This window comes from Nannocystis punicea, from assembly GCF_026965555.1.
GTDB lineage: Bacteria > Myxococcota_A > Polyangia > Nannocystales > Nannocystaceae > Nannocystis > Nannocystis punicea.
In genome coordinates, this window is the sequence record NZ_CP114040.1 from 7,637,151 (window position 1) to 7,662,899 (window position 25,749).

The 25,749-nt window shown below is 72.2% G+C and carries 18 protein-coding genes and 1 pseudogene; 14 read left to right on the forward strand and 5 right to left on the reverse strand.

From position 1 onward, the window contains the following. Positions 1 to 96: 96 nt before the first annotated feature. Together O0S08_RS29345 and O0S08_RS29350 are read right to left on the reverse strand one after the other, a co-directional pair. A complete protein-coding gene (locus O0S08_RS29345; protein WP_269032644.1) occupies positions 97 to 1,740 on the reverse strand; it encodes a vWA domain-containing protein in 1,644 nt (547 codons plus the stop codon). A gap of 168 nt (positions 1,741 to 1,908) precedes the next feature. After that, a complete protein-coding gene (locus O0S08_RS29350) occupies positions 1,909 to 3,177 on the reverse strand; it encodes an ankyrin repeat domain-containing protein (RefSeq protein WP_269032645.1) in 1,269 nt (422 codons plus the stop codon). A gap of 281 nt (positions 3,178 to 3,458) precedes the next feature. Between O0S08_RS29350 and O0S08_RS29355 the strand changes: the two genes are divergently transcribed. The 3 genes from O0S08_RS29355 to O0S08_RS29365 all read left to right on the forward strand — a co-directional run bounded on the left by O0S08_RS29355 (position 3,459) and on the right by O0S08_RS29365 (position 6,182). Beyond that, positions 3,459 to 4,079, forward strand: a complete 621-nt coding sequence (locus O0S08_RS29355) for a CAP domain-containing protein (protein WP_269032646.1) — start codon at positions 3,459 to 3,461, stop codon at positions 4,077 to 4,079. A 191-nt stretch (positions 4,080 to 4,270) separates the two neighbouring features. After that, positions 4,271 to 4,819, forward strand: coding sequence for a nuclear transport factor 2 family protein (locus O0S08_RS29360; protein ID WP_269032647.1), 549 nt, complete (start codon positions 4,271 to 4,273; stop codon positions 4,817 to 4,819). 130 nt (positions 4,820 to 4,949) lie between these two features. Further along, positions 4,950 to 6,182, forward strand: a complete 1,233-nt coding sequence (locus O0S08_RS29365) for an STAS domain-containing protein (RefSeq protein ID WP_269032648.1) — start codon at positions 4,950 to 4,952, stop codon at positions 6,180 to 6,182. Between the two features lie 57 nt (positions 6,183 to 6,239). Here the strand turns inward: O0S08_RS29365 and O0S08_RS29370 are convergent, their stop codons facing one another. Next, positions 6,240 to 8,237 (reverse strand): bifunctional metallophosphatase/5'-nucleotidase, encoded by a 1,998-nt coding sequence (locus tag O0S08_RS29370; RefSeq protein ID WP_269032649.1) that lies wholly within the window; start codon positions 8,235 to 8,237, stop codon positions 6,240 to 6,242. 252 nt (positions 8,238 to 8,489) lie between these two features. Between O0S08_RS29370 and O0S08_RS29375 the strand changes: the two genes are divergently transcribed. From O0S08_RS29375 to O0S08_RS29405, 7 genes are all read left to right on the forward strand, one after another. Next, on the forward strand, positions 8,490 to 9,386 hold the full coding sequence (locus O0S08_RS29375) for an RNA polymerase sigma factor (protein WP_269032650.1): 897 nt from the start codon (positions 8,490 to 8,492) through the stop codon (positions 9,384 to 9,386). Next, the gene (locus O0S08_RS29380) at positions 9,383 to 10,087 is read left to right on the forward strand and encodes a hypothetical protein (RefSeq protein ID WP_269032651.1); all 705 of its coding nucleotides are present in this window, start codon (positions 9,383 to 9,385) and stop codon (positions 10,085 to 10,087) included. Before O0S08_RS29375 ends, O0S08_RS29380 begins: the two co-directional genes overlap by 4 nt. A gap of 15 nt (positions 10,088 to 10,102) precedes the next feature. Next, entirely contained in the window at positions 10,103 to 12,337 is a 2,235-nt protein-coding gene (locus O0S08_RS29385) for a CHAT domain-containing protein (RefSeq protein WP_269032652.1), read from the forward strand. A 158-nt stretch (positions 12,338 to 12,495) separates the two neighbouring features. Further along, positions 12,496 to 13,938 carry a trypsin-like serine protease gene (locus O0S08_RS29390; RefSeq protein ID WP_269032653.1) on the forward strand — a complete coding sequence of 481 codons (1,443 nt, stop codon included), beginning with the start codon at positions 12,496 to 12,498 and terminating at the stop codon, positions 13,936 to 13,938. 228 nt (positions 13,939 to 14,166) lie between these two features. Beyond that, a complete protein-coding gene (locus O0S08_RS29395; RefSeq protein WP_269032654.1) occupies positions 14,167 to 15,186 on the forward strand; it encodes a hypothetical protein in 1,020 nt (339 codons plus the stop codon). A 42-nt stretch (positions 15,187 to 15,228) separates the two neighbouring features. After that, a complete protein-coding gene (locus O0S08_RS29400; RefSeq protein WP_269032655.1) occupies positions 15,229 to 16,146 on the forward strand; it encodes an arginine deiminase-related protein in 918 nt (305 codons plus the stop codon). Positions 16,147 to 16,340: 194 nt separating this feature from the next. Beyond that, on the forward strand, positions 16,341 to 17,585 hold the full coding sequence (locus O0S08_RS29405; RefSeq protein ID WP_269032656.1) for an SGNH/GDSL hydrolase family protein: 1,245 nt from the start codon (positions 16,341 to 16,343) through the stop codon (positions 17,583 to 17,585). A gap of 60 nt (positions 17,586 to 17,645) precedes the next feature. On the opposite strand, the gene O0S08_RS29410 is transcribed toward O0S08_RS29405, so the two are convergent. Beyond that, the gene (locus O0S08_RS29410; protein WP_269032657.1) at positions 17,646 to 18,407 is read right to left on the reverse strand and encodes a hypothetical protein; all 762 of its coding nucleotides are present in this window, start codon (positions 18,405 to 18,407) and stop codon (positions 17,646 to 17,648) included. A 212-nt stretch (positions 18,408 to 18,619) separates the two neighbouring features. On the opposite strand from O0S08_RS29410, the pseudogene O0S08_RS29415 reads away from it, so the two are divergent. Together O0S08_RS29415 and O0S08_RS29420 are read left to right on the forward strand one after the other, a co-directional pair. After that, positions 18,620 to 18,826, forward strand: a pseudogene (locus O0S08_RS29415) (amidohydrolase family protein); the annotation flags it as partial. Positions 18,827 to 19,201: 375 nt separating this feature from the next. Continuing rightward, positions 19,202 to 20,371, forward strand: a complete 1,170-nt coding sequence (locus O0S08_RS29420) for a hypothetical protein (RefSeq protein WP_269032659.1) — start codon at positions 19,202 to 19,204, stop codon at positions 20,369 to 20,371. A 112-nt stretch (positions 20,372 to 20,483) separates the two neighbouring features. Here O0S08_RS29420 and nadA read toward each other — a convergent pair whose 3' ends face one another. Next, positions 20,484 to 21,929 carry a quinolinate synthase NadA gene (gene nadA / locus O0S08_RS29425; protein ID WP_269032660.1) on the reverse strand — a complete coding sequence of 482 codons (1,446 nt, stop codon included), beginning with the start codon at positions 21,927 to 21,929 and terminating at the stop codon, positions 20,484 to 20,486. A gap of 161 nt (positions 21,930 to 22,090) precedes the next feature. Here nadA and O0S08_RS29430 point away from each other — a divergent pair, with 161 nt between their 5' ends. Both O0S08_RS29430 and O0S08_RS29435 read left to right on the forward strand, forming a co-directional pair. Then, the gene (locus tag O0S08_RS29430; RefSeq protein WP_269032661.1) at positions 22,091 to 23,992 is read left to right on the forward strand and encodes a thioredoxin-like domain-containing protein; all 1,902 of its coding nucleotides are present in this window, start codon (positions 22,091 to 22,093) and stop codon (positions 23,990 to 23,992) included. A gap of 91 nt (positions 23,993 to 24,083) precedes the next feature. Then, a complete protein-coding gene (locus tag O0S08_RS29435) occupies positions 24,084 to 25,508 on the forward strand; it encodes a hypothetical protein (protein WP_269032662.1) in 1,425 nt (474 codons plus the stop codon). Positions 25,509 to 25,749: the final 241 nt, after the last annotated feature.

Genomic DNA, 25,749 nt, shown 5'->3' on the forward strand with positions numbered 1-25,749 from the left:
GCAGACATTCACCGCGAGGCAGCCCAGAGCACGGCGAGGCCCGCGACGTGCGCCGCGGGCCTCGACCTGACCTTCAGGTCAGGTGTTGCACCCCGCTCACTCCCCGACCAGCGCCTCGATCACCGAGCGGATCTCGGCCAGGTCGGGGTCGCCGGGCAGGGCCGCCTCGGCGAGGGCCAGGGCGGCGAGCGCCGGCTCGAGCGTCGCGGCCTCGGGGGCCTCGCGGTAGGCCTTGAGGCCCTCGGCGTAGGCGAACACTGCGGCGCCCTTCTTGAGCAGCGGCGACTCGGCGGCCACCGACTCCTGGATCTTCTTGACCACCTCGGTCTCGCGGTCCTCGAACGTGATCGGGTCCTTCCAGCGGACGGCGACCTTGAACTCGGCGGCCTCGTCGACCAGCGCGGGGGCGCAGGTCGCGACGGTCTGGTGGAACACCATCGCGTCGTTGGGCGCGAGGTGCTGCGGCTCGACCTCGGCGGGGTCGGCCGAGTACTCCTCGCCGCTGAACTTGACGATCGAGAAGCCCGGCGGCATGTCGAGGCGCACCCGTACGTCGCGGACCGCGACCGCCATGGTCTGGACGAAGCGCTCACCGAACATCTTGTGGGCCTCGGCGACCGAGGGGATGAACAGCGACGCGCCGCGGCCGACGTCGGTGACGGTGTCCATCAGGTCGTCGTTGTAGGTGTCGGGCGTGCCGACGCCGACGCCGACCAGGTAGATGCCGTCCTGGTCCTGGCTGCCGGCGCCGCCGGCGATGATGTCGATGTCGGTCACGCCCGCGTTGGCGCCGCCGTCGCTGATCAGCACCACGCGGTTGATCCGCGCCGCGTCGAACTGCGCGTGCGCCAGCTCGTAGCCGGCCTTGAGCCCGCCGTTGAGGTCCGTGCCGCCGCCCGGCTCGAGCGCGTCGCACAGCGCGATCAGCTCCGGATCGTTCGCCTTCGTCACCTTGTACTTGGTCATCTTGACCGCGTTGACGGTGTCCCAGCCGACCGCGGACACGATGTCGCCGGCGCGCAGGCTGCCGGCGATCGTGCGACACACCTCCTGCTGCAGCTCCATCGGCGTGCCGCTCATCGAGCCCGACTCGTCGAGCACCAGCGTCACGTTCATCAGCGGGCGGTCGGCGTTCTTGACCGTCTCGCTGGCCACGCCGATCTGGACCACGTAGTGGTCGTCGGGATCCTCGGCGAAGCGGGCGATCTCCGGCAGCACCGTGACCATCCCCTTCTCCGCGGCCTCGTAGCCGAACGAGTAGTAGTTGAGGAACTCCCACGTCCGGATCGGCACGTAGCTCAGCGAGCCCCAGTCCGACAGCACCGCCTCGCGCACCTGCACCGGCGACGACGTCGAGTTCGAGTCGTCCGGCGACAGGTACAGCACCACGGGCGTCTGGTCGTCGCACGCCGGCTCGCCCGTGCTGGTGGAGTCGTCGCCGGTGGTCGACGTCGCGTCCGAGGTGCTGTCCTCGCCGTCGTCGGGCGGCGGCTCCTCGCCGCCGGTCGTGCCGCCCGGATCGCCCCCGGTCGCGCCCCCGGTCGAGCCTCCGCCGCTGCTCGTCGGCGAGTCGCCCGAATCCCAGCCACCGTCGCTGCCGGCCTCGGTATCGCCGGGATTGGCCGAGCCCGAGCCCGGGCCGCTGTCGGAGCCCGGCCCGCTGAGGCCGTTGCTGCCGCCGGAGCCGTCGTGCTCCGCGGCACTGCTGCAGGCGCCGGCGAGCGCGGCGAGGAGGGGCAAGGTGAGCGCACCGAGGGTGCGCGGACGTGACGGCTTCGTAACGGTAATGGTCGGCATCGGTCCTCGGCCGGCGCGTATTGCAAGGACAGGGCAACCCGCAATTTCAACCACTTCGCCGCCTGGCGCGCGATCCGCCCTGACAGTGGTGTCGTGTTCGCGCCCGGCGCGTCATCCTCGGACCACCCGGAGGTGTCGCCGCAACAGGACCGCCGCGGCGCGGTGGTCCTCCTTGCGCGCCCAGTCGAGCGCGGTCCGCCCCGCGTGATCGCGGAGCGACGGATCGGCCCCCAGTGCCAGCAGCACCGCCGCGGCGTCGGCCTGCCCCGTCATCGCCGCCCGCATCAATGGGGTCTGGCCGCTCGCGTTCACGGCCTCGATCTCCGCGCCGGCCATGCACAGCGCGTGCACCACCTCCGGCACCGGCTCGGTCGCCGCCAGCGCCAGCGGTGTGTCGCCGTTCACGTCGCGCAGCTCGGTCGCGGCCCCCGCTCCCAGCAACAGGCGCACGCTCTCGCGGTGATCTTGCCAGGCCGCCAGGTGCAGCGGCGAGTGGCCGTGGAAGTCGAGCGCGTCGACCGGCGCGCCCGCGTCGCACAGGAGCGCCACCACCTGCGCGTGCTCCTGATCCGCCGCCAGGTGCAGCGCGGTGCGCTCCTGCACGTTGACCGCGCGCACGTCGGCGGCGTGCCCCAGCAGCTCCGCGACCACCGCCGCGTGTCCGTGGAAGCTCGCCGCCAGCAGGGCCGTCGGCAGCCCCGGCCAGCCCGGGTGACGCGCGTCGATCCGCACGCCCGCGGCCAGCAGCCGCCGCACCTCCTCGAGCTGTCCGGCTTGGGCCGCGCGGTGCAGCGCCCACTCGCCGCGGCGGCGCTCCGCCCCCGGCAGCAGCTCGAGGAACCCCGGCGCGCGGACCACCTCGGCCAGCCCCTCCGCCATCGCCCGCGCCAGCTCGCGGCGCTCGCTCGCCTCGATCTGCGCCTCGACGTGCTCGAGCCACGCCTCGATCTCCGCCGCCTCGCCGGTCCGCTCGAGCAGCGCGAAACCTGTCCCGACGGCCATCCTGCAGCCCTCGGCGTCGTCGCCCGCGCTCCGCAGCGCCAGCGCGCGGGCGATCAGCGCCCGCACCTGCGCCTTCGAACCTGACCTCAAGGCCATCTCGGCCCCGGCCGAGTGGAGCCAGGCCGCGTTCTTGGTCGAGATCGACATCACCCGCGGCGGCGGCGTCATCAACATCGCCACCCCCTCGGCGTCGCGTCCGAGGCGGTAGAGCGCGCGGATGTGGTAGTCGCGGGCCCACCCGAATTCGAGCGGGTCGGTGGTCTCGGCGGCCAGTAGATCGCGCTCGAGCGCCTCCGCGAGCGGCAGGGCGTCGGCGGGCGAGCGCTCGAGCGTGGTGGCGAGCGCGAACATGCGGGTCGGGAAGTCGACGGCGGTCATGCCCGCACCATGAGCACGCCGCGTGCCACTCCCCGCGCCGCCCCACGCGTGCACCCGCGGCCCGGCGATGCATCAAAACGATGCATCGCAAATGGCTCGATTCGATGCACATGGCTCGTTCCGATACATCTCCACCCCGCCCCGGGCGTGCAGTCGCCGACCAGGCCGGCGCCGGTGCCGGTCGCGGGCCCCGCAGCGTCGAGGACGGCCGCGTCGCCGGCCTTGGTGCCGCGCCCGCTTTCGCCGCGGCGCCGCCCCGTCCGGCGATCTACACTGCCCGCGTGTCCCCTCGCTCGTCCGCGCTCCTCCTCGCCGCCGCGCTCGCCTGTCGACCGGATGTGTCCCGAGAGACAGCCTCGCCTCCGGCCCGAGATCCTTCCGCCCCATCGTCGTCCTCCGCGTCGAAGTCGCAGCCCGCCGCCGCGCCCGCGCCTGCGCCCGAGCCTGAATCTGCGCCTGTCGCCGATCCCGAGCCGGGGCGGCTGGCCGGCATCACTGCCGCGCACAACCGGCACCGCGCGCAGCTCGACATCGCCCCGCTGACGTGGTCGCCCGAGCTGGCGCGCTACGCCCAGAAGTGGGCCGACAAGCTGAAGCGGCGGGCTTGCGCGCTCGAGCATCGCCCGCGCAAGGGCCCCGACGCGCAGAAGCACGGCGAGAATTTGTTCGCCGCCAGCGGCCAGGCCGCGACCGCCGAGCAGGTCGTCGCGGCCTGGGTCGCCGAGGTCGCGGGCTACGACGCCAAGACCGGCCGTTGCCGCGGCGTGTGCGGCCATTACACGCAAGTCGTTTGGCGAAACAGCCAGCGCCTGGGCTGCGGCGTCGCCACCTGCGGCGACAGCGAAGTTTGGGTCTGCAACTACGACCCCCCCGGTAACTTCCTCGGGCAGAAACCCTACTGATCGATCGCGGCGAACCACGCGTCCGGTCTGCATCACTCGCACCCGCGCCGACAGCCAGCCACCTCCGCGCGCACTCCCGTCCGGAGGCGAAGAGCGATCGGCGAGGCCAGCGCCGGCGCTCCGCTGTCGCTACAATCGGCGCTCGGGAGTACGTGTTGATGCTGTTCAAACGTCGTTCGCTACACAATCTCATGGTCGCTGTCACTTGCCTGTCCACCGTCGCCATCACGCCGATTGCCGACGCCAAGAAGGGCGGCGAGGACGCCGGCAAGCGGCTCTCCGACCGCGCCGAGATCACCCAGCTGACCTACTGCTACGCCGAGGCCACCGACGCGATCGGCCGCGGTGACTTTGCCACCGGCAAGCAGACTTACAAGGAGTGCTTCACGCCGAACGCCGACATCAAGGCCTACTTCCCGGGCGAAGATCCCAACGGCCCGCCGGGAGTCAGCGCCATCGGGCCCGAGGCGTATGCCGTCGCGGTCAAGGGCGTGTTCGAGAGCGCCGGCTACGTCTCGACCCAGCACCTGATCGGCAACGTCCGCATCGATCTCGACGGCAACCACGGCACCATGACGTCGTACCTCAGCGCCACGCACGTCCTCGATCCGGACGGCACCATCGAGGTCGCGCACGGCACCTATTTCGACACCGTCGTGCGCACGCCGCAGGGCTGGAAGATCGCGACGCGCAAGCTCATCCTGCTCACCTTCGTGCGCCTCGAGGCGCCCGCCCCCTAGCGCTCCGCCTGAACTGGACTTCGGATCTACGCGGGCTGGACAAGACGTCCAGCCCGCCGTACGGTCTCCTGCCGCCTAATCGGCGTTCGCGACCTCTCCGTCCCGTCATCTGCACCGCATGGCCACTGAAATGCAACGAGTCGCGCTCGACCGCATGACGCGAGCGCTCCACCTCTCCGGCGTCGCCGTCTTCGAATTCGAGGACCTCGGCGCCGACGATCCGCTCGCCGCCGACGCGCCGGCCTATTACAGCGATCGCGTCTGCTCGCTGCTCGGGCGCCACGGCGACGTCCCGCCGGTGGTCGGCACCTGGCTGGCCGCGCTGCACCCCGACGATCGCGAGCGCGTCCGGCTCGCGCGGCGCGAGCAGCTGCTGACCGCCGGCGCCGCGAAGCTCGAGTACCGCGTGCTCGTCGGCGACGCGGTGCGCTGGTGGCAGGAGCAGAGCGAGGCCGCGGCGACGCGGCCGGGTCGCGCCTCGCTGGTCGCGGTCGTCCGCGACATCACCGACGAGCGCGCCGAACAGGAGGACGTGCGGCGCTCGGTCGAGCTGCTGCACCAGACCCAGGCCGCCGCCGCGGTCGGCGGCTGGGAGGTCGACCTCGCCACCAACGCGCTCTACTGGACCGACGAGACCCGCCGCCTCCACGAGGCCCCCCCGGGCTTTGTCCCCGACGTCGCCGGCGGGATCAACTTCTACGCCCCCGAGCACGTGCCGCTCATCTCGGCGGCGTTCGATCGGTGCACTCGCGGCGAGCCGTACGACGTCCAGCTCGACATCATCACCTGCCTGGGCAACCGCCGCCACGTCCAGGCCGCGGGCGTGCCGTACTACGAGGACGGCAAGCTCACCCGCATCTACGGCATCTTCCGCGACATCACCGAGCAGCGCCGCCGCGAGGACGAGCTGCGGGCCCAGATCGAGATCATCGCCCGTCAGGACAGCGCGATCCGCCAGCTGTCCACGCCGATCATCCAGACCTGGGACAACATCCTGACCCTCCCGCTGCTCGGCAACATCGACGCCGCGCGGGCGACCCACATCATGGAGCGCCTGCTGGCCGAGGTCACGCGCACCCGCGCCCGCTTCGCCATCCTCGACCTCACCGGCGTCGACGCCCTCGACGAGAGCACCGCCGACCACCTGCTCCGCCTCGTCCGCGCCGTCGACCTGCTCGGCGCCCGCGGCGTCCTGTGCGGCCTCCAGCCGGCGATCGCCGAGTCGCTCACCTCCCTCGGGCTCGACCTCGCCGGCGTCGTCACCTACCGCAACCTGCACGAGGCGCTGCAGCGCTGCATCCACGCCCTGTCCGCCCGCCCGCGCCCCGGCGCCACGGTCCAGGGCGTGTCCCTCCGGCCATGAACCGGAGGACATGCTCTCGAGGACCTGCCTGTAAGGGCATGTCCTCGCGCGCAGCCGTCAGGGCAGCACGGTCACGCGGTCGAGCGCCGGCGGCGACACCGGCGAGTGGTCGGCGAAGTAGTCCTGCAGCGCCTGCATGTCGGTCACCCCGCCGACGCGGTCGGTGCCGGACGTGAACACGCTGAAGCCGTCGCCGCCGTCGGCCAGGTAGCCGATCGTGGCCACGCGGTACTCCTGGGCGGGGTCGATCACGACGCCGTCGAGCTCGATGCTGGCCGGGTCGACCTTCGCGCCGACCGGCGCGCTCGCGCTGTACGCGTACGAGAACCCCGCCGACATCTGCAGGATGTAGGGCTGCTCCCCCTCGACGAACTGCTGCTCGAGCAGCGCGTCGAGCTGCGCGCCGGTGAGGCTGAGGACCACCAGGTTGTTGCCGAACGGGTTGACCGCGAACGCCTCGCCGTAGGTGACGATGCCGTCGACGGGCTCGTCGCCGGAGGCGGCGTAGGCCAGGTCGGCCCGCACCCCGCCCGGGTTCATGAACGCGAGCTCGGCCCCGCCGAGGAGCGGGTCCTGGGTGGCGTCCAGCATCACGTCGGCGACCACCAGGCCCATCGTCGACAGCCCCACCTGGGGGTTCTGCGCGTTCTTCGCCAGCTTCGCGGTGATCGTGCCGATCTGCATGTTCGCCAGCGGCGCGGCCAGCTGCTTGTACATGGCCACGAACGCCGCGATCATCGGGTCGGCGGTCTCACGGGTGACGACCACGTTCTCGGCCGTGGCCATGGTGACGTCGCCGGTCTTGGTGCTGATCTCGAGGTCGATGTCGGTCAGCACCCGGCCGAACGAGGCCCCGCTGGTCACGATCTTGTCGGCGATGACGCAGTTGTAGGCCTGGTGGGTGTGGCCGCTGACGACCACGTCGACCGCGTCGTCGAGGCCCTCGACGATGTCGACGATCGGCCCGGAGATCCCCGGGCACTCGTTGTAGAGACCGGACTGCAGCCCGCCCTCGTGGAGCAGGACCACGATCGCCTCGACGCCCATGCCCTGCAGCTCGGGCACCAGCGCGTTGACCCGCTCGACCTCGTCGGCGAAGGTGAGGCCCTGGATCCCGGCCGGCGAGACGATGCTGCCGGTGGCCTGGAGGGTGAGGCCGATGAACGCGATCTGCACGCCCTCGACCGTGTGCAGCGCGTAGCTCGGGAACAGGGTCTCGAGCGGGTCCTGCTGCTTCAGCACGTTGGCCGCCAGGAACTGGAACTCGGCCCCGGGGAACGGCGTGTCGTCGCCGCAGCCGTCGACCGGGTGGCAGCCGCCGTCCTGCATGCGCAGCAGCTCGGTCGCGCCGTCGTCGAACTCGTGGTTGCCGACGGCGTTGTAGTGGAGCCCGATCGCGTTCATCGCCTCGATCGTCGGCTCGTCGTGGAACAGCGCCGACACCAGCGGCGAGGCGCCGATCAGGTCGCCGGCCGAGACCACGATCGTGTTGGGGTTCTGCTCGCGCAGGGCGGCGACGTGGTGGGCCAGGTAGGCCGCGCCGCCGGCGTCGACGCTGGTGTTGTCGTCGATCTTGACCTTGCCGCCGCTGCCGGTGGGCGGCTCGAGGTTGCCGTGGAAGTCGTTGAACGCGACGATCTGGACCTTCACGAAGGTCTCCTCGCCGGTCGTCTCGGTCGTCGTGTCGCCGGTGTCGGTGGTGTCGACCGTCGTCTCGCCGGCGGTCTCGGTGGCCGAGGTCGTGTCGGTGCTCGTGACCCCGTCGGTGGTGTCCGTGCCGCTCGTGGTCGTCGTCGTCGTCGTGCCCTCGGTCGTGTCGGGGCCGGTGGTCTCGCTCGTCGTCGTCGTGTCCGTGACCGTCGTGCCGGTCGGCGGCTCGTCGGTGGTCGGCCCCGCCGAGGAGGTCGGCGCGACGTCGGTCGTGCCAGGGTCGGTGTCGTCGGTGGTCGTGGGCATCGTCGCAGTGTCGCCGCCCTCCGAACCGCACCCGCCCAGCGCCAGCGCCAGCGCCCACAGGGGCGCGCGCACGGTCTGCATCCAATTCGCTGCCTGCATAAGTCGTAGCTCTCCCGAAGTCGGCGGTGCATACCACGAGCCTCCGCGGCGAATTGTCACGGCGGCGAGAAGCTCACGTCGCCGGCGATTCACGGAGCTTCCCCCGGTACCCCGTCCGGCCTGGCCCGAGCCGCCCGCGCGCGCCCTTGCCATCGCGCGGGAAAGCCCGCGGCGCCGCGACCTCGGAACGCGATTAGATGTCTCTCCGGACATCTCATCAATGATGCATCACCAATGTAGCGACCAGCCCCGATGGAATTGTGGATACCCACAATCATCATGGCGGCCCCTCGATGCGACGACTCGCGGCGCTCGCCATTTGCATCGTCCGCGCCGGGAGCGGACCCGCGCGCCGGCCAACCGGGCGAGGCCGCGGCGCCCCGGCGGCGAGATCCGGCACGGGAGGGTGTCCTCGCGCGCCGGCTGCTCCGGGGCCGACCTATTCCCCGGACGCCGGCGCGGCTGACCGGGGCGGCAATCGACATGGCTCACAGCAATCCGTTCAGTACGGGAAGCGCGCCGCCGTGGTACCAGAACCTCATGTCCGATTGGACCCGAGACAGGCTGTTGCGCGCGCTCGACAGCCGCGATCCGGCCGAACTGCAGGCGCTGGTGACCGAGCTCGAGCCGCCGGTCGTCGCGGCCCGCGCGCTGCTGTTTCACAAGAAACCGTGGCTCCGCGTCGGCCCCGAGCGCAGCAAGGAGGACGACGTACAAACGGTGCTGACATACCTGTTCAATCGCGACGCGAGGGTCCTGCGCAAGTTCGGCGAGAGCCCGGACTTCGTCCACAAGGAAGGCGCACTCCGCCGATTCGTGATGGGAGTCACGATGCTGTGCCTGCAGAAGCTGTGTCGTAAACGGGCCCTCGCCTGGGAACTCCTGGAAGAGGACATGACCTCGACCGATCAGAGCGACAACACCGGCTCGGGCATCGAGGTGCTCGACCGCCTGCTGGACGCCCGGCGGGCCGTCGGCGCGCTGTCGCCCAGCGACCAGCAATTGTTCGAGCTCATTTATGACCAGCAGCTGTCGCAGGACGAGCTGTGCGAGCGGCTCGGCATCTCGGCGCAGACCTATCAACAGCGCAAATCGCGGCTCCTGCGGCGGCTCGCGCAGTTCTTGAGGCCCCAGGGAGGAGCGGTATGAAGGCCCCAGCGGACAATCAGCATCAACCATCGCCGGACGACGCGCTCGACGAGGAGCTCGCCGCGCCGGGGGACATCCCGGAGCAGTGGCTGGCCGTCGGCGAGGGCCGCCTCTCGCCCGAGGCCGCGTTCCCCGACGACCCCGCCCTGCGCGAACAGCTGGCGCCGCTCGATCCCGCCGCGCGCTCGCGGATGGTCGCGCACGCGATCGCGACCCTGTCGACCCCGGCCGAGGCCCCGCGGCCCGACAACGTGGTGCCGCTGGCCCCGCGGCGCACTCGCTGGCTGCGCTGGACCGCCCCGCTCGCCGCCGCCGCCGCCGCGGTGCTGCTGGTCGTCTTCCGACCCGCAGGTCCCGCCGGAGACGGCACCGGCGCGGGCGAGGTGCGCGTGTTCCCGGCGCTGCGCGGCGACGAGGCCGGCGGGCCGGAGCTGCGCGTCGCCGGCGGCGAGCACTTCTATCTCCAGTGCCGCAGCGACGATTCGCTCGAGATCGTCGCGGTGCGAGCGACCAGGGTCGGCGAGCCGGCCAATCAGCGGATGCTCGGCGGCAAGCCGGCGCCGCAGGACGAGCGCGGCGAGGTGCTGCACGTCCTCGCCGACCTCGGCCGCGGCGCGTGGGAGGTGACCTGCGGCGCGCGGCAGACGCAATCGGGGCAGTTCGTGTGGCTCGGCCCGCCCGCGCGCGTGCTCGTCGAATAGCCATTCGGTGCAGCGATGAATCCGGCGATCCTGGCGGCGGCGCTGTGGCTCCGGGCGACCGGACCCGAATCGGTCGACCCGGCCGGCGGGTTGCGTGAGGAGCGGCGCGCCGCCCACCGCGCCGGCGATCCGCGGCGCGAGCTCGAGCTCGTCGACCGCGAGCTGGCCGCGCTCGATTCGCAGCACCCCCTCGCCGCCGCCTGCGACGCCGCCCAGGCCGGCTTTCGCGTGTGCGGCGAGCGGCTGCCCGAGCTCGGCTGCGCCGGCAGGTACCTCCAGCGCTACGCCGACGCCGGCTGCCTCGCCGATCCGTTGCAGCTGCCGCGCTATCATTATATGTGGGCCCTGCACTGGCAGCGGCAGATGGACTTCGCCGCGGCGCTGGCGGCCCTGCGCCGCGTCGTCGAGGCCGCCCAGCCGCTGTTCCTGTCGCGCCTGTTCCGCCGCGATCCGCACGGCGCCGCGGAGTTCCTCGACCTCACCCGCGACCTCGCCGCGAGCGCCGCGCTGCGCACCGAGATCGCCGCCCACCTGCGCAACCGCGTCGCCTGGGATCGCAGCTTCGCCGCGCTGTCGCTGTTCCTCGACGTGCTCGCGCGCGAGGGCGACGCCTACGCGGCGGCCGTCCTGCAGAACCAGGTCGCCTGGGGTCTGTTGGTCCTGCGCGAGGCCGGCCTCGCGGTCGCCGATCCGGTCCCGCTCCTCGCGTCCGCGCTGGCCACCTTCACCCGCGACGGCACGCGCGACCGCTCGCACGCCAACAACGTGCGCATCAACCTCGCCCTCGCGGCCCTGCAGCGCGGCGCTCTCGCCGACGTCGACCGCGAGCTCGACGGCCTCGCCGACGCGGCCATGAGCCCGGAGGAGCGGATGTGGCTGCACATCATCCGCCTGCGCGCCGCGCTGGCCCGCGGACGGGTCGCCGAGGCGTCGCAGTGGCAGGCCGCGATCGAGGGCGCGGAGCCCGGCGCGGTCGTGCCGATGGGCGAATGGTTCGCGGCCTGGACGCGCGGCCTCGTCGACGAGGCGCGCGGCGATCGAGGCGCGGCGATCGCCGCCTACGAGGCCGCCGAGGCGGTGCTCGAGGCGCACGCGCACGCCCGCAACGTCGCCGCCTACGGCGCGGCGGCCGACGGCCGCTATCGCATGTTCGCCACCACCACCCGCCGCCTGCTCGACCTGCTCGTCGGCGACGGCGACGACAGGTCCGCCCTGTGGCTGGCGCGGAACGCCCGCAACCGTGCCCTGCGGATGCACGCCCGCGAATGGTGCCAGGAGGCCGAGCGCCCGCGCGACGACGACCCCGAGCCCGGCGCGCTGCACCTCCTGTATTTCCCGCTCGACCCCGCCGGCGACTCCGGGCTCGCCCCGTGGGTCGGCTTCGCAGTCACTGCCGGGGGCGTGCGCGCCGAGGCGCTGCAGGTCGCCCACGTCCCCGGCGACGCCCATCGCCTGTCCGAAGAGACACTCTCGACATTCGCCGAACAATTGCTCGCGCCGTTCGAGGCCGACATCGCCGCCGCCGAGGTCGTGACGATCTTCCCCACCGACGCGCTGCACGCCTTACCGTTCCACGCCTTGCCGTGGGACGGCGGCGTCCTGCTCGACGCGGTGCCGGTGCAGTACGGCCTCGACGTCGCCGCCTGCGGCGAGCCCTCGACGCGCCACGGCGACGGCGCGCTGGTCGTCAGCGGCAGCGATTATTCGCTGCCCGAGGAGGGTCGCGCAGTGGCTGCCGCGCTGCGCCGCGGCGGCGTGCGCGTCGACCACCTCGCCGCCGGCACGCCCGAACCGTTCGCGCCGCTCCTGACCGGCGGGGCCGCCCTCGCCCACCTCGCCGCGCACGGCCAGCACCCGGCCGACGAGGCGGTGTTCGCCGCCGACGTCCAGCTCGTCTTCGGCGGCGATCGGGTGCTCACGCGCGAGGCCATCCTCGCCGCGCCCGCGGTGCCGCGGCTCGTCTACCTGTCCGCGTGCCGCTCGTCGTTCGTCGACGCCGACACTCTCGGCGGCGGCCTCAGCCTCGCGCACGCCTTCCTGCTCCGCGGCGCCAGGCACGTCGTCGGCTCCGTGCGCGACGTCGACGCCGACGCCACCCGCACCTTCGCGCTCGAGTTCTACGCCGCGCTCGCCACGCTGCCGCCGGGCGACGTCGCCGAGGCCTGGCGCGGCGCATACCTCTCGGCCCGCGCCGCGATCGAGCCGAGCCTGCAGGACGACCTGCGGATGCTGCGGCTGTTCGTGCCGTGATCGTCGCGCGCGACTCGGAGGCGAGGACGATGGCCTGAGCGAGGGGACGTCGTTCGGACGTCGCACGAGCGCGCAGTGACGGCGCTCACTGTCAGTTCGAGTTTTCCCGTATCAGTCCGGCCCGGCGCGTGGGCAAGACCTCGATACAGGAACACTTCATGGTTTACGCGCGATTTCAGTCCACTGCACTCTCGGTCCTGGCGAGCACGGTGCTCGCGGGCATCACCGCATGCGATGTCGAGCCCGGCGTCGGCTTCCGTGAATTGGAGCTGCCCGGGGGCGACCCGGTCCTCGACGAGAGCCCCGGCGGCAGCTATTGCCGCGGGTGCGTCACCGACTTCCGCGTCCTCCCCTCCGACACCCCCGGCATGACCTCCCTCGATCTGTGCGTCGACCTCTCGGTCAAGCGCATCGACAACGTCTCGACCCTGCCCGGCGCCGCCGGCAATCCAGCCTGGTTCCAGGGCATCCTCTGGTCCCTGTACGACGCCGCCAGCGACACGGCCCTGTGCGAGAACTGCCAGTACAAGGTCCTGGAGTCCGAGCTCGAGCGCCGGGCCCTGATCCGGATCTCCGACCTGCCGAGCGCGCTCACCGACGACCTCCTCCGCCTGGACATGGTGCTCGGAGCCGGCAGCACGACCTACCCCGCCAACCTGAACGACTTCCCGAGCGTCAGCATCAGCGAAGCCAGCGGCCCGTGGAGCTGCGTCAACGGCGACAGCAAGAAGGGGCCCGATGTCGACGCAGTGGGCGACGGCGCGATCCTGCCCGACGACGAGATCGCGGCCGCGGCCGTGCACATCGCCTACGACTGGCCGTACGGCGGCGTGCGCTCGTGCAGCGGCGTGCTCGTCTCGCCCAGCCAGGTGCTGACCGCCGCCCATTGCTTTCACCCCGGCGTCGCGCCCAAGAACCTGCGGATCAGCGTCGGCGAGCGCGAACCGGTGCTGCTGCCGGACCAACCGAACATCGTCGCCACGTCGATCACCCCTCATCCGAGCTGGGACATGGGCAAGCCGGCCCTCCAGCACGACCTGGCGATCGTCGAGCTCGACAAGGCAGTGGACGTCCCGCCGGTCCAGATCGCCGACTTCGACCCCCTGGTCGACTGCGATGATTCGGCCGAGGCCTACGGCTTCGGCGTCGGCGCCGTCGGGGCGGGCACCTTCGACTGGGGCCTGCTCCGCAGGGTCGAGCTCGAGGCCCGGTCCAAGCTGTGCATCGACCCGTTGAGCCAGCACTGCGTCGACACCCAGGCGCTGCTCCCGTACACCCCGCCTGCGGGCCTCGACGCCGACTTCCACGGCATGTGCCACGGCGACAGCGGCGGCCCGGTCGTCGCCACCTGCGGCGGCGGCCGCTTCGTCGTCGGCATCACCGCGGCGCGCGTGCTCGGCCTCGCCGACGGCGAGAAGCTGCCGGACGAGACCCCGCTCGAGCCGCTCGGCGCCGCGTTCGCCTTCACCCACCACAACGTGTGCGGCCGCGACGACGCCGTCGGCTTCGCCGCCACGCGCCTCGACGTCCCCGACGTGCAGAGCTGGCTGGCCGACGTCCTCGACTCGCCGGAGGTGTACGAAATCCCCGTGTCGAAGTAGCGACATTGCCCGCGAGCTGCCCTCGTCACCGGCGGCCGTCGCACCTGCTGCGCGGCCGCCGGCTTCGATCCCGCGATCGCCCGCACCCCCCGCGAGGACACCCTCACCCGCTCGCCACCGCCCCCATCCTCGCCGACGCCTCGCCGCCCTCGCCCCGCGCGCTCGCAACCAGTGCGCGCAGATCCGCGTGCTCCGCCACAGATCGCGCGCGAACCCGAGACTGGCGTCATGGCCCTCGCGCTCCCCTCCCCCCGCCACCTCGTTCCCCTGGCCGCGCTCGCGTCCGTGCTCGCCGCCTGTCCCAAACCCGACGACCCCGAACTCGACGACGGCTCGGGTGCGCCCGACGACCCCGACACCACGGGCACCTCCGCCCCGAGCGACACCGCAGGCGTGCTCCCGACCACCGGCGAGCCCGGCGACAGCGAGCCTACCAGCACCTCCACGGGCGAGAATTCCACATCGGGACAGGTCCCTCCGGACAGCACGAGCGAGGCCGACACGGGCACCACCGAGCCCGACTTCGGCCACTGTCCGTACGAGCCGGACGGCGTCGAGATCACCCTCGCGCGCACCGACCAGGGGGTCACCACCGACCTCAGCGCGCGCGAATGCGGCGCCCTCGAGCAGCTCGTCGGCCTGCAGGTGATCGCCGCCGCCGGCGATCTCCTCGAGGTCTCGGTCTGCGCGGACGCGACCTGCGGCGCCTGCGAACCGGCCGCCACGCTCGAGCTCGCGCTCGCCCTGCCCGACGGCCTGGTCGGCCTGCCCGCGCAGCTGGCCGCGGGCGACTGCCTGCAGCTCGACGTCGAGTGGAGCCGCGCCGGCGCCGACCCGCAGCAGTGCGCAGTCGGCGGCCTCACAGTGGTCGGCCTCCGCGGGGGTCAGCCTGAACCTGTCCCGAAGTTCATGTACCGCTACACCGAGGCCGTGCCGCACGGCGACGAGGCCGGCCCCTTCGCCCTCACCGGCGTCCCCCACGGGCCCGGCGCGATCGCCTGCCCCTGCGCCGGCGACTGCTGCGACGAGCCGCCCGGCGCGCGCCGGCTCCGCTTCATCGCCGCGCTGTGGAACGCCGAGATCGAGAGCCCGCCCGTCGACCCCGGGGCCACCATCCCGCTGTTCGCGTTCGGCACACCCGAGGGTGACGACCTCTACGGCGACCTCTCCCTCGCGCGGGCCCACGTCCCCGGCGACTGCGCCGCGCCGGCCCGGTACGAGTGGCTGCTGAGCGTCTCCCCCGGCTGAGCCTGCTGGACGCCCGGCGCCGGGTGGTAGCATCCGCCGCCGATGATCGTCACCAGCCCGGAAGACTTCCTGGCCGCCCTCCCCGAGCAGATCGAGGCCCGCGGCGCGTGGGGCAAGCCGACCATGTCGGCCGCCATGGTCGTCAGCCCGATCGGCTTCCGGGTCAGCCCCGAGGCGGTCGACAACCTGTACATGCAGCGCAGCGAGATCGACGTCGAACGCGCGTTCGCCCAGCACCAGGCGCTCGTGCGGGCCCTCGGCGACTTCGGCCTGCCCGTCCTCGTCGTCCCCGGCCGCGACGGCCTCGACGACGCGGTCTTCCCCAACAACGCCTTCGCCACCATCCCCGACCGCCTGATCGTCGGCTCCATGCGCCACCCGGTCCGCCGCGCCGAGGCCGCCCGCGACGACGTCCGCGACCTCTTCACATGGACTTTTGGACATGCCCTCACGGACCTGTCCAACAAGCCAGGTGTGTCCGAACTGACCGGCCCGCTGGTGATCGACCGCCGCCGCGGCCTCGGCCTGTGCGGCCTCAGCCAGCGCGCCGACGAGCTCGGGTGCGCCGCCATGCACACCGCCTTCGGCCTGCGCCTGACCTTCCGCTTCGCCTTGCAGCCGAGCGAGTACCACACCAACGTCGTCCTCGCGGTCCCGGCCGGGCGAGCCTGCGTGATCCACCCCGGCTCGTTCGCCGACCCCGAGGTCCCGGCCGCGATCGCGCGCGCCTACGAGGGCCGCACCCTCGTGCTCGACGACGCCGAGAAGCAGGCGTTCGCCGCCAACTGCATCGCCGTGGGCGAGCACGACCTGATGCTCAGCGCCACCGCCTACCGCGCCCTGCGCCCCGACTCGCGCGCCACGCTCGAGCGCTGGGACTTCCGCCTGCGCCCGGTCGAGGTCGACGAGTTCGAGAAGGCCGGCGGCAGCCTGCGCTGCATGATCACCGAGATCTTCTGAGCCGCGGGCGCGCGGTTCGAACCTGTCCCTCAGGCCATGTACTGACATTCCTCGCCGGCCCTCGCCACCGGGCCTCCGACGTCGCCCTCTCGGGTCCGGCGACGACATCGGTGAGCGCCGGTCCGCAGCGGCGAACCCTCGCGCGAGCGCGCGCCGCGATGCTGCCCGCGAGCCGCTGGTAGACTCGCCGCGTCATGCGGACGCTCTCGATCTCCTTGCTGCTGCTGCTCGCCTGCAACGGCGGCGACCCCGGCGACACCGACGCCTCGTCGACCAGCTCGACCACCGGCTCGACCCCTTCCACCGAGGCCTCGACCGAGAACACCACGAGCACCACGAGCACCACCGCGGACGATCCCATCACCACGACCACCGCCGCGCCCACCACCTCGACCACCGCCGAGACCACCGGCCCCGTCGATCCGACCACCACGACGACCACCGACGACAGCACCACCGGCGAGCCCGCCGAGCCGCCCGGCATCCACTACGTCGGTCGTCACGACGACAGCGACCCGAACGCCATCCGCATGAGTTGGTCGGGCGTCGGCGCGTTGCTCCGCTTCGACGGCACCGACGTCCACGCCAGCCTCGACGACAACGGCCGGTGGTTCACGGTCGTCGTCGACGGCGTCGTCCAGCCGCCGCTCATGACCCAGCCCGGCGCGCAGACCTACCCCCTCGCCGTCGGCCTCGCGCCCGGCGAGCACACCGTCGAGCTGTACCGCCGCACCGAGGGCTCGTTCGGCGTCACCACCGTCCTCGGCTTCGAGGTCACCGGCGAGCTGCTCTCGCCGCCGCCGGTGACGCGGCGGATCCAGGTCATCGGCGACTCGATCTCCTGCGGCTACGGCAACGAGGGCGTCTCGCCGTGCAGCTTCAGCGCGGAGACCGAGAATCACTACCTGACCTACGGCGCGATCGCTGCCCGGAGCGTCGGCGCCGAGCTGCACACGGTCGCCTGGTCGGGCAAGGGCATGGTCAACAACTACGGCGACGACGTGTTCGAGCCGATGCCGCAGATCTACGACCGCACGATCGCCGGCGACGGTGGCACCGCGTGGGACCACGCGCGCTGGCAGCCCGACGTCGTCGTCATCAACCTCGGCACCAACGACTTCAGCACCGACAAGGACCCGGCCGAGGACGCGTTCGTGCCGGCCTACGTGGCCTTCCTGACCCACCTGCGCGACGTCTACCCCGACGCCTTCATCCTTCCGGTCGCGCCGCTGCTGTGGGGCGAGGAGGCGACGATGGTCACCGGCTACTTGCAGAGCGCCGTCGATCAGCGCCACCAGGCGGGCGACATGGACGTCGCGTTCGTCGACATCAACGCCGACCCGAACGGCTGGGGCTGCGACGGCCACCCGAGCGTCGCCACCCACGAGGCCATGGCGCAGAACCTGACGGACGCGCTGAGCCTCCACGTCGGCTGGTGAGCGATACCCGGGCTCTTCCTCGCGCCGCGGCGCGAGGAAGCCGCGTGTCGGCCAACGCCGTCAGGGCGCCATCACGCCGAACTTGTAGTTCCCCGCCGCCCAGGCGGACACGACCGCCTGCGCCTGGTAGGTCCCGCTCTGGCTCGACACGGTGATCACATTGCGGCGACCCTGCTTGACGTCGGTGTCGCCCGTCAGGAACTGCAAATTGTTGGGCAGCGACCGATCGTAGAGATAATGCGCGAAGCTGTAGTCGACGTTCGGGGCGACCGAATTGTTGCACACGTGGGTGATGAAGTTGCTGGCGGCCTTCTGCGCCGAGTCGGTCTGCGCGGCGCTGGTGTTGTGATACGTGTGGTAGGTCCAACCGCGCGAGCTCCACTCGCCGTCGAACCACCCGCCGTCGGCGGTGAGCGAGCACGTCGCGGCCGTCTCGCCCTGCGACACGCTGCGGAACGAGACCTGCGGCAGGCTCAGCGCCCGCGGCGGCGCCTTCGTGGTCGCTTCGTGGTCGATCCGCAGCTCCTCCGGCACCTCGCCCTCCGGATCGATCGCGAGGAAGATCTCCATCGGGGTGGCGTGCTCCTCGAGCGAGAGGTGCGCGAGGTACGAGGGCTGATCCATCGGGCCGTCCTCCGACACCGCGATGGTCCCGCCGGCCGACTTCGTGAAGCGGAGGACAAAGTCTTCCTGCTCGACCTCGGCCAACAGCGTGACCCCGCGCTCTTCGAGCTCCGCCGCGGCCGCGCCGGCACCGTCGTCACAGGCGCCCGCTCCGAGAGCGAGGAACATGCCGAGCAATGCACCACGATGAATGTTCATGCACGATTTCATGGTCGGATCCTTCATTCCAAGTACATCGGCGAGCCCGAGCAGGGCATCCGCGCAGGATTCGTCGATGAGCGCAGGCATTAGCAACCGATGTGCCTCGCTTTTGTCGTGGAATTCCGCGAGTCGGCGACCACGTCCCGCCGCGCGGCCGCAGGCCAGCCCCGGGGTGCCCCATGGGGCCGTAAAGGCCGCACCAGGCTTCGCGGCAGGGGGTGAGCGGAACCGCCACGGTCTACACGCTGGCGGAGAAGTACGGCATCAAGACCGCGTTCGGCACCGACATCCTGTTCTCCGAGGAGCTGGCCGAGCGGCAGGGCGCCATGTTGGCTGCTCTCTCACGCTGGTACACGCCCACCGGCGCGCTGATCATGGCCACATCGACCAATGCCGAACTGCTAACTTTGTCCGGACGCGCGCGACGGCGACGATCGCCGAGCGCACCGCCACCGAGTATCCCGAGCGCCGCGAGCTAGCGACTGCATCTCTCGCGGCGCGCGCGGATGTCCGCGCGCAGCGCCCGGCGGACGCCGTCGATGCACCTCCGCATCACCGCGGAGAGCGCCGGGTCGCCACCGCTGAAGCCGGCCGGCGCGCTGCCTGAGCGTGCTTGCGGGCCAAGGCGCGTCGCCCATGTTCTCCTCGAGGTATCACCGATGCATCGATCTCACTCGCGCATGTCTTCGCGCCCGTGCACGCACGCACGACGATGGTCCCACGCCCTCGCGCTCGCCTCACCGCTCGCTCTGCCCGCCGAGCCGGCGGCTGCACCGACGCGGAAGGACGACATGGCATGGTGCTACACACACGAGCAGGTCCCCCCGCTCGGCATCGTCGAGGAGATGAGTCAGTCCTTCGTCGATCTCGACGAGCGCGGGCGCGTCCTCCTCAACGCGCTCCCGGACGACACGGGCGAGGCGTGGGGAGCGGGCGAGTCGTCGATCGCCGCCTTCCTGTGGTCGGGCGGGCAGCCCGAGCCCATCGTGGTCGAGGAGTTCTTGCAGACCAGCGGCCAGGCGCTGAACGAACGCGGCGAGGTCCTGCTGCTCGCCACCAACTTGCCCGGCCCCGAGGAGCACGGGCCTGGTATGTCCGCCGACTGGACCCACGCAGTGCTCTGGCAGGACGGCTCGGTGGTGGCGACGATCGCCGCCCCGGACGGCCTGATCTTCACGCACGGCAGGCTCAACGAGCTGGGCCACGTGGCCCTCACCACCGACTTCGACTACAACAGCGACGCCGCGTCGACCCCGCCGCCGCGCACGTACCTGTGGCGCGACGGGCAGCTCGTCGACCTCGGAGAGGGAGCGCTCTCCGACTTCAACGACCACGACGAGATCACCGGCTACGACTTCGACCTCGACGAGTTCGTGATGTGGCGCCAGGGCGAGCGGCACGTGTTTCCCACCGGCTGCGCGTCGGGGCCCGAGTCCATGGCGGCGATTCACCTCAATGAGCACGGGCGCGCTGCGGCCTCGTTCTGGTGCGACGACAAGGACGTGAGCCTCACCTGGTCGGGCGACGAGGTGGTCGAGCTACCGACGCTCGCCGGCCAGGCCATGGCCATCGCCGACCTCAACGATCGCGGAGAGATCGTGGGCGTGGTCCGCACCGACGAGGGCGAGGTGCCGGTGCGGTGGCACGACGGCGACGAGCTCATCGTCGTTCCGCTCCCGCGGGACGCGCCCAGCGGCGAGCTCGGCGACATCGACGAACGAGGCCGGTTCATCGGCGCGTACGGCGGTGACCCGTTCGGTGGCGACGGCAGCCACGGCGGTTTCTTCTTCGTCGGGGACGAAGCCGGCACGCACGAGCTCCCGCTCGACTCGCTATGGGGCTCGATGATGATCGTCGGCGAGATCAACGAGAAGGGCGTGATCGTCAACTCCATGGCCGGAGACGTGTGGGATCACGAGCGCACGATCGTCTGGCGGCCGTGCGACCCCGGATCGCCGTAGCGAAGCGACCGCGGCACCAGCAATTCGCCGGGCGGATCGCGGCAGCGACGCAGCCCGCTCACGGAGCGATCGGACGAGCGAGGGCTGCCCGCAAATGCCCCGGGTCGCGGCGCTACGACGCCGCCGACAGCCCGCGCGAGCGGATGTCTTCGACCAGCGCCGCCGGCAATTGCTTCGTGCGCGAGAACTCGCGCATGTGCCGGATCGGCAGCTCGCCGAGCTGGGCGATCGTCTTCTCGCCGATCTTCTCGACGTACTTGCGCGGCGCGAACGCGACCAGCTGGTCGCCGGCGTCGGGCGTCTGCGCCAGCACCTCGAGCAGCGCGTCGAGCGAGTTCATCTTCATGAACGGGCAGGTCGCGCAGCCGCCCGCGGTCGAGCAGCCCTCGCCGCCGGCGACGCCCGGCACCAGCGGCAGGTGCACGTCGCCGGTCGCTACGACCGCCGCGTCGGCCACCGGGAACACGATCTCGACCTCGACCGGACGCGGCAGCGACTGCAGCAGCGCCCGCAGCTGGTGGACGATCGCGGTCACCATCCCCGCCTCGGTCCCGAGCACGAATTGCAGGCGGACCGGCGACATGTCCCCGGGGACAGCCCCGACCCGCTTCACCTGCGCGGTGATGTAATCGAGGATGTTGGAAGTCGAGCCGACCACCCCGTGGCCGGCGCGCTGGGCCTCGAGCGCCAGCGCGAACATCTCGCCGGGCACCTCGAGGTGGGCCGTGACGTGGGCGTCGGCGTAGTGCTCTTGCACCCGGCGCACCACCTCGGCGCCGAACATGTGGTGGACGATGCACGAGCCCTGCTCGAAGTGATGGAAGCGGGGCAGCAGCGCGCGGATGCTGGCCGCGTCGTGGGCGGGGTGGAGCGCGCGTACGGCCGCGTCGTCCATCTCGGAGAGGCTCGTCAGCAGCGCCCGCAGGTTCTCGCCCATGTACGTGTCGGGGCCGAACCACACGTGGCCCTCGGGCACCTGCGCGAACGCCTGTAGCACCGTCTGGATCACGTTCGACGAGGTGCAGGTGATCGTCGGCACCAGCGATTGCGCGTACGCCTTGGTGCGCAGGCTGGTGTTGATATACACGACGTGCAGCGAATCGGGCGTCTGGGCCGCGCGCCGCAGGTAGGCCGCGTAGGCCGGCGCCTCGGCGGCCGCGGCCAGCGAGCAGCCGATCGGCTCCTGGGCCACCCTGTACACCGGGACATGTTCGAAGCCGGCGGCGTCGAGCACCGCGCGGACGTTCTCGGACATGAAGTCGACCCCGAGCACCACGATCGCGCGCGCGCCCTCGCGGGCCATCTGCAGGGCCCGGTCGGCCATCACCAGCGAGTCCGAGATGTGGATGTGCGGCCAGTCGCAGGCGAACAGCACCCCCTGCAATTCGGCGTCCATGTAGAAGTGGGCGACGATCCCCGCGCCGCTGGCCTCCAGCAGCTCGCGCAGCCGCCGCACAGTGGCCGGATCGGGGTCGAGAAACGCCGCCTGGGCCTCCGCGAAGGCCCCCTGGGCGGCCGCGCCGCCGGCGCGGAGCACGAGCGAGGGGAACGGCTGCATCGCGGCCAAAGCGTAGTGCCCGGACCGCGGTGTTTCAACCGCCGCACGCACTCGTACTCGCGATTGCTCGCACGTCGGACGTCACGCCACGCTCCACCTCACGCGCATCGTCACGCGCGCGGGTCCTCGCCCGCGAGCGCGACTCGGCTAGCGTCCGGGCGATGGATCGCCTCCGCGCCCCCGAGCTGGAGCCCGCCCGCGCCTGGCTCGGCACCACCCGCCCGCTGCGACTCCGCGAGCTCCGCGGCCACGTCGTCATCCTCGACTTCTGGACCTCGTGCTGCGTGAACTGCATGCACGTCCTGCCGATCTTGCGGGACCTCGAGCGGCGCCACGCGGGCCGGCCGGTGGTCGTGATCGGCGTGCACTCGGCCAAGTTCCCCGGCGAGGCCGCGCCCGAGCGGGTCGCCGACGCGATCGCCCGCCACGACGTCGAGCACCCGGTGGTCGTCGACGACGGCCTGGCGATCTGGGAGCGCTACGCGATCCGCTCGTGGCCCACCCTCGTGGTCGTCCGCCCCGACGGCACCATCGCCGCGGTCGCCCCCGGCGAGCCCGACCCGGTGGCCCTCGACACCCTCGTGCGCGGGCTCCTGGCCGAGGCCGAGGCCCACGGCACCCTCGCCCGCGAGCCGCTGACGATCCCGCGCGGCGAGCCGGCGCCGCCGCGTCCGCTCGCCTTCCCCGGCAAGGTCGCGGTCGCCGGCGACGGCCGGATCGCCGTCGCCGACTCCGGCCACCACCGCGTCCTCGTGCTGTCGGCCGACGGCGACGTCCTCGTCGCCATCGGCTCAGGCCGCCGCGGCCACCGCGACGGCGCGTTCGCGGACGCCCGCCTCGACGACCCCCAGGGCCTCGTCTGGGCCGACGACGGCGCGCTGTGGATCTGCGACGCCCGCAACCACACGGTCGCTCGCGCCGACCTCTCGCATGGTCGTTTGGACACGGTCGCCGGGACAGGTTCCATTGGACATGTCCCAATCGCCAGCCCCTCCCCGGCCCGCGCCACCGCCCTGCGCTCGCCGTGGGACGTCGTCGTCGTCGGCGAGCGGGCGCTGCTGTGCCTGGCCGGCTCGCACCAGCTCGGCGTGCTCGCCCCGGCCGCGGGCGGCGGCTACAGCGTCGACATGCTGGCCGGCGACGGCCGCGAGGCGCTGGTCGACGGCCCGCCGCGGGTCGCCTGCTTCGCCCAGCCGTCCGGGTTCGCGCGCGCCGGAGACCGCGTGTGGATCGCCGACAGCGAGACCTCGGCGATCCGCGAGCTCGACCTCGAGACCGGCGACACCCGCACCCTCGTCGGCGCCGGCCTGTTCGACTGGGGCGCCGAGGACGGCCCGTTCGCGGCGGCGAGCCTGCAGCACCCGCTCGGCGTCGCCGTCACCGAGGGCGGCGACCTCGTGGTCGCCGACACCTTCAACGACCGCCTGCGCCGCCTCGACCGCCGCGCCGGCCTCGTCTCGACCCTGTCTCTCGGGACAGCCGAAGAGTCCCTGCGCGAGCCCGGCGGCCTCGCGGTCCTCCCGGGCGGCGATCTGCTGGTCGCCGACACCGGCCATCACCGCCTGGTCCGCCTCGCATCGGGCGGCGCCTTCAAGGGCGAGCTGCAGGTCCGCGGCGCCCCGCCGATGCCTGCGCCCGCGGACGACCCCCCGCCGTCGCTCGCCGCCGCCCCGGCCACGCGGTGGTTCGACCTCGTGCTGGAGCGCGCTCCCACGCTCGCCCCCGGCCGCGCCACCGGCCGTCTGCACCTGGTCGCCCCCGCCGGCTGGAAGTTCAACGAGGGCGCCCCGCAGCGGCTCGCGCTCGAGGTCTCGCGCCGCTCCGATCTGGTCACAAGCCCTGACCGCATCACGCTTTCGGGACAGGGCCGATCCGACATGTCCGTCGAGATCGAGCTTCAGGTCGCCGAACTCCCGACATCGAGATCCGGAGCGAACTGCTGGTGCGGGTCGACGCCGTGCTGTGCGGCGGCGACCCGGAGGTGTGCGCCCCCTCGCAGGCCTGGCTGCGGATCCCGCTGCTGCTCACGAACGGCGGCGGGGCGGCGTTCTCCGTCGATCTGACGCTGGCGACGCCCGCCTGAGCGATCTCGCATCCCCGGGCCGGCGCGTCGGCCGGTGCGCACGCCGAATCACGGTGCTATGGCTTTGCGGGATGTCTCGCCGCCTGCTGCTCCTGGCCCTCACGAGCGCCGCCTGCTTCTCCGACGACCCGCCGCAGCTCACCGCGACCGTCACCGGCGACGACACCAGCACCAGCACCGGCACCGTCACCACCGACGGCACGCCGACCACCACCGGCACCGGCGACGAGACGACGTCGACCTCGACCACCGGCACCACCGAGCCGTCGCTGCCGACCACCACCACCGGCGACACCGACACCACCGGCGACACCGACACCACCGGCGAGCCCGTCGTCGACCCGTGCAAGAACGAGACGCCGACCTGCCCCGCGGGTCCGAGCGGCGAGCCCGGCAGCGGCCTCGAGCCGCTCGACCGCTGCAACTTCCCGCTCACCCGCGCCCCCGAGTGGGACAACCTCGGCCCCCTCGCCGACGCCCTCGCCGACGCCCTGCCGACCTGGACGATCGCCGACGTCCTGGCCGACCTGAACAACCTCGCCCTGCCGGCCGCGAGCGTGCCCGGCGACGTCGAGGCGCTCGAGCTGGCGTTCCGCTGGGACGACGAGGACTTCGACAAGTACTGGTGGATCCCGCAGGGCCTCACCGGCAGCGCCGACGCCTACGACGACGGTCGGCTGGCCGGGCGCGAGGTCGTCCTGGTCAGCTGGTGGTTCGACAAGGAGCTCGCGCAGTTCCCCCTCGACAAGGGCGTGCGCGTCAGCCTGGTCGACGTCACCGACGCCCCCGAATTCAGCCTGCGCCACATCCTGCTGGTCGAGCCCGTGCCCGGCGATCCGGTCGACTTCAAGCCGGTCCCGATCCGCGCCGGCGGCATCGCCTGGTACGGCGACACCCTCTACCTCGCCGACCCGACCCAGGGCCTGCGCGTGTTCGACCTGTCGCGCCTGCTCGAGGTCAACCCCGCCGTCGACAAGGTCGGCTACGACCCCAAGGTCGCCGACTACTACGGCGGCCTCTACTCCTACGTCGCAGTCCAGGTCGGCGCCTACAAGCACGCCTCCGGCTGCGCCCCGCGCTTCTCCACCCTCGCCCTCGATCGCAGCGCCAGCCCGCCCGAGCTGGTCGTCGGCGAGTACTGCGACGGGCTCTCCGCCTGCGACAGCGACATCGCCGGCCGCGTCTTCACCTGGCCGATCGACCCGGTCACCGGCCGCCTGCCGTCCGTCATCACCTGGGCCAGCTCGGCCGCCTACACCGGCGAGAGCCAGATCCAGGGCGTCACCCGCAGCGACGGCGCGCTCTACCTGGCGAGCAGCGCCCCGCCCGGCGACCCCGGCGCGCTCCACGTCGTCCCCGCCGCCGGCCCCGGCGTCACCCACGGCTGGATCGACACCCCCAAGGCCGTGATGCTCGACGGCGACCGGATCTGGAGCATGTCCGAAAAGTCAGGCGCGAGGTTCGTCTTCGCCGCCGCCCGCGCCGCCTACGAGTGAGCCGCGCGATCGTCGAGCCTGTCCGAAAGGACATCCTCCTCTCCGCCGCCACGACGTCGCTGTCGCTCGCTCCTGGCAGCCGGGAAACCTGCCCGAGAAGCCAGGGGCTCGCGCCGCCCTCGTGCGCACGATATCACCTATCCCAAAGGACCTGTCCCAAGGTCCCATCGCCACGACGGCAACGAGCTCGCCGGTCACCTCGTCCGCGGACCGCTTGCTCTCGCCCGTCGCACTGCGCCCC

Coding starts and splice junctions, on each gene's coding strand:
- O0S08_RS29350 (WP_269032645.1), bottom strand. CDS start 3,177: ATGACCGCCGTCGACTTCCCGACCCGCATGTTCGCGCTCGCCACCACG.
- O0S08_RS29360 (WP_269032647.1), top strand. CDS start 4,271: ATGGTCGCTGTCACTTGCCTGTCCACCGTCGCCATCACGCCGATTGCC.
- O0S08_RS29365 (WP_269032648.1), top strand. CDS start 4,950: ATGCAACGAGTCGCGCTCGACCGCATGACGCGAGCGCTCCACCTCTCC.
- O0S08_RS29370 (WP_269032649.1), bottom strand. CDS start 8,237: ATGCAGGCAGCGAATTGGATGCAGACCGTGCGCGCGCCCCTGTGGGCG.
- O0S08_RS29375 (WP_269032650.1), top strand. CDS start 8,490: ATGGAATTGTGGATACCCACAATCATCATGGCGGCCCCTCGATGCGAC.
- O0S08_RS29380 (WP_269032651.1), top strand. CDS start 9,383: ATGAAGGCCCCAGCGGACAATCAGCATCAACCATCGCCGGACGACGCG.
- O0S08_RS29385 (WP_269032652.1), top strand. CDS start 10,103: ATGAATCCGGCGATCCTGGCGGCGGCGCTGTGGCTCCGGGCGACCGGA.
- O0S08_RS29390 (WP_269032653.1), top strand. CDS start 12,496: ATGGTTTACGCGCGATTTCAGTCCACTGCACTCTCGGTCCTGGCGAGC.
- O0S08_RS29395 (WP_269032654.1), top strand. CDS start 14,167: ATGGCCCTCGCGCTCCCCTCCCCCCGCCACCTCGTTCCCCTGGCCGCG.
- O0S08_RS29400 (WP_269032655.1), top strand. CDS start 15,229: ATGATCGTCACCAGCCCGGAAGACTTCCTGGCCGCCCTCCCCGAGCAG.
- O0S08_RS29405 (WP_269032656.1), top strand. CDS start 16,341: ATGCGGACGCTCTCGATCTCCTTGCTGCTGCTGCTCGCCTGCAACGGC.
- O0S08_RS29410 (WP_269032657.1), bottom strand. CDS start 18,407: ATGAACATTCATCGTGGTGCATTGCTCGGCATGTTCCTCGCTCTCGGA.
- O0S08_RS29420 (WP_269032659.1), top strand. CDS start 19,202: ATGGCATGGTGCTACACACACGAGCAGGTCCCCCCGCTCGGCATCGTC.
- nadA (WP_269032660.1), bottom strand. CDS start 21,929: ATGCAGCCGTTCCCCTCGCTCGTGCTCCGCGCCGGCGGCGCGGCCGCC.
- O0S08_RS29430 (WP_269032661.1), top strand. CDS start 22,091: ATGGATCGCCTCCGCGCCCCCGAGCTGGAGCCCGCCCGCGCCTGGCTC.
- O0S08_RS29435 (WP_269032662.1), top strand. CDS start 24,084: ATGTCTCGCCGCCTGCTGCTCCTGGCCCTCACGAGCGCCGCCTGCTTC.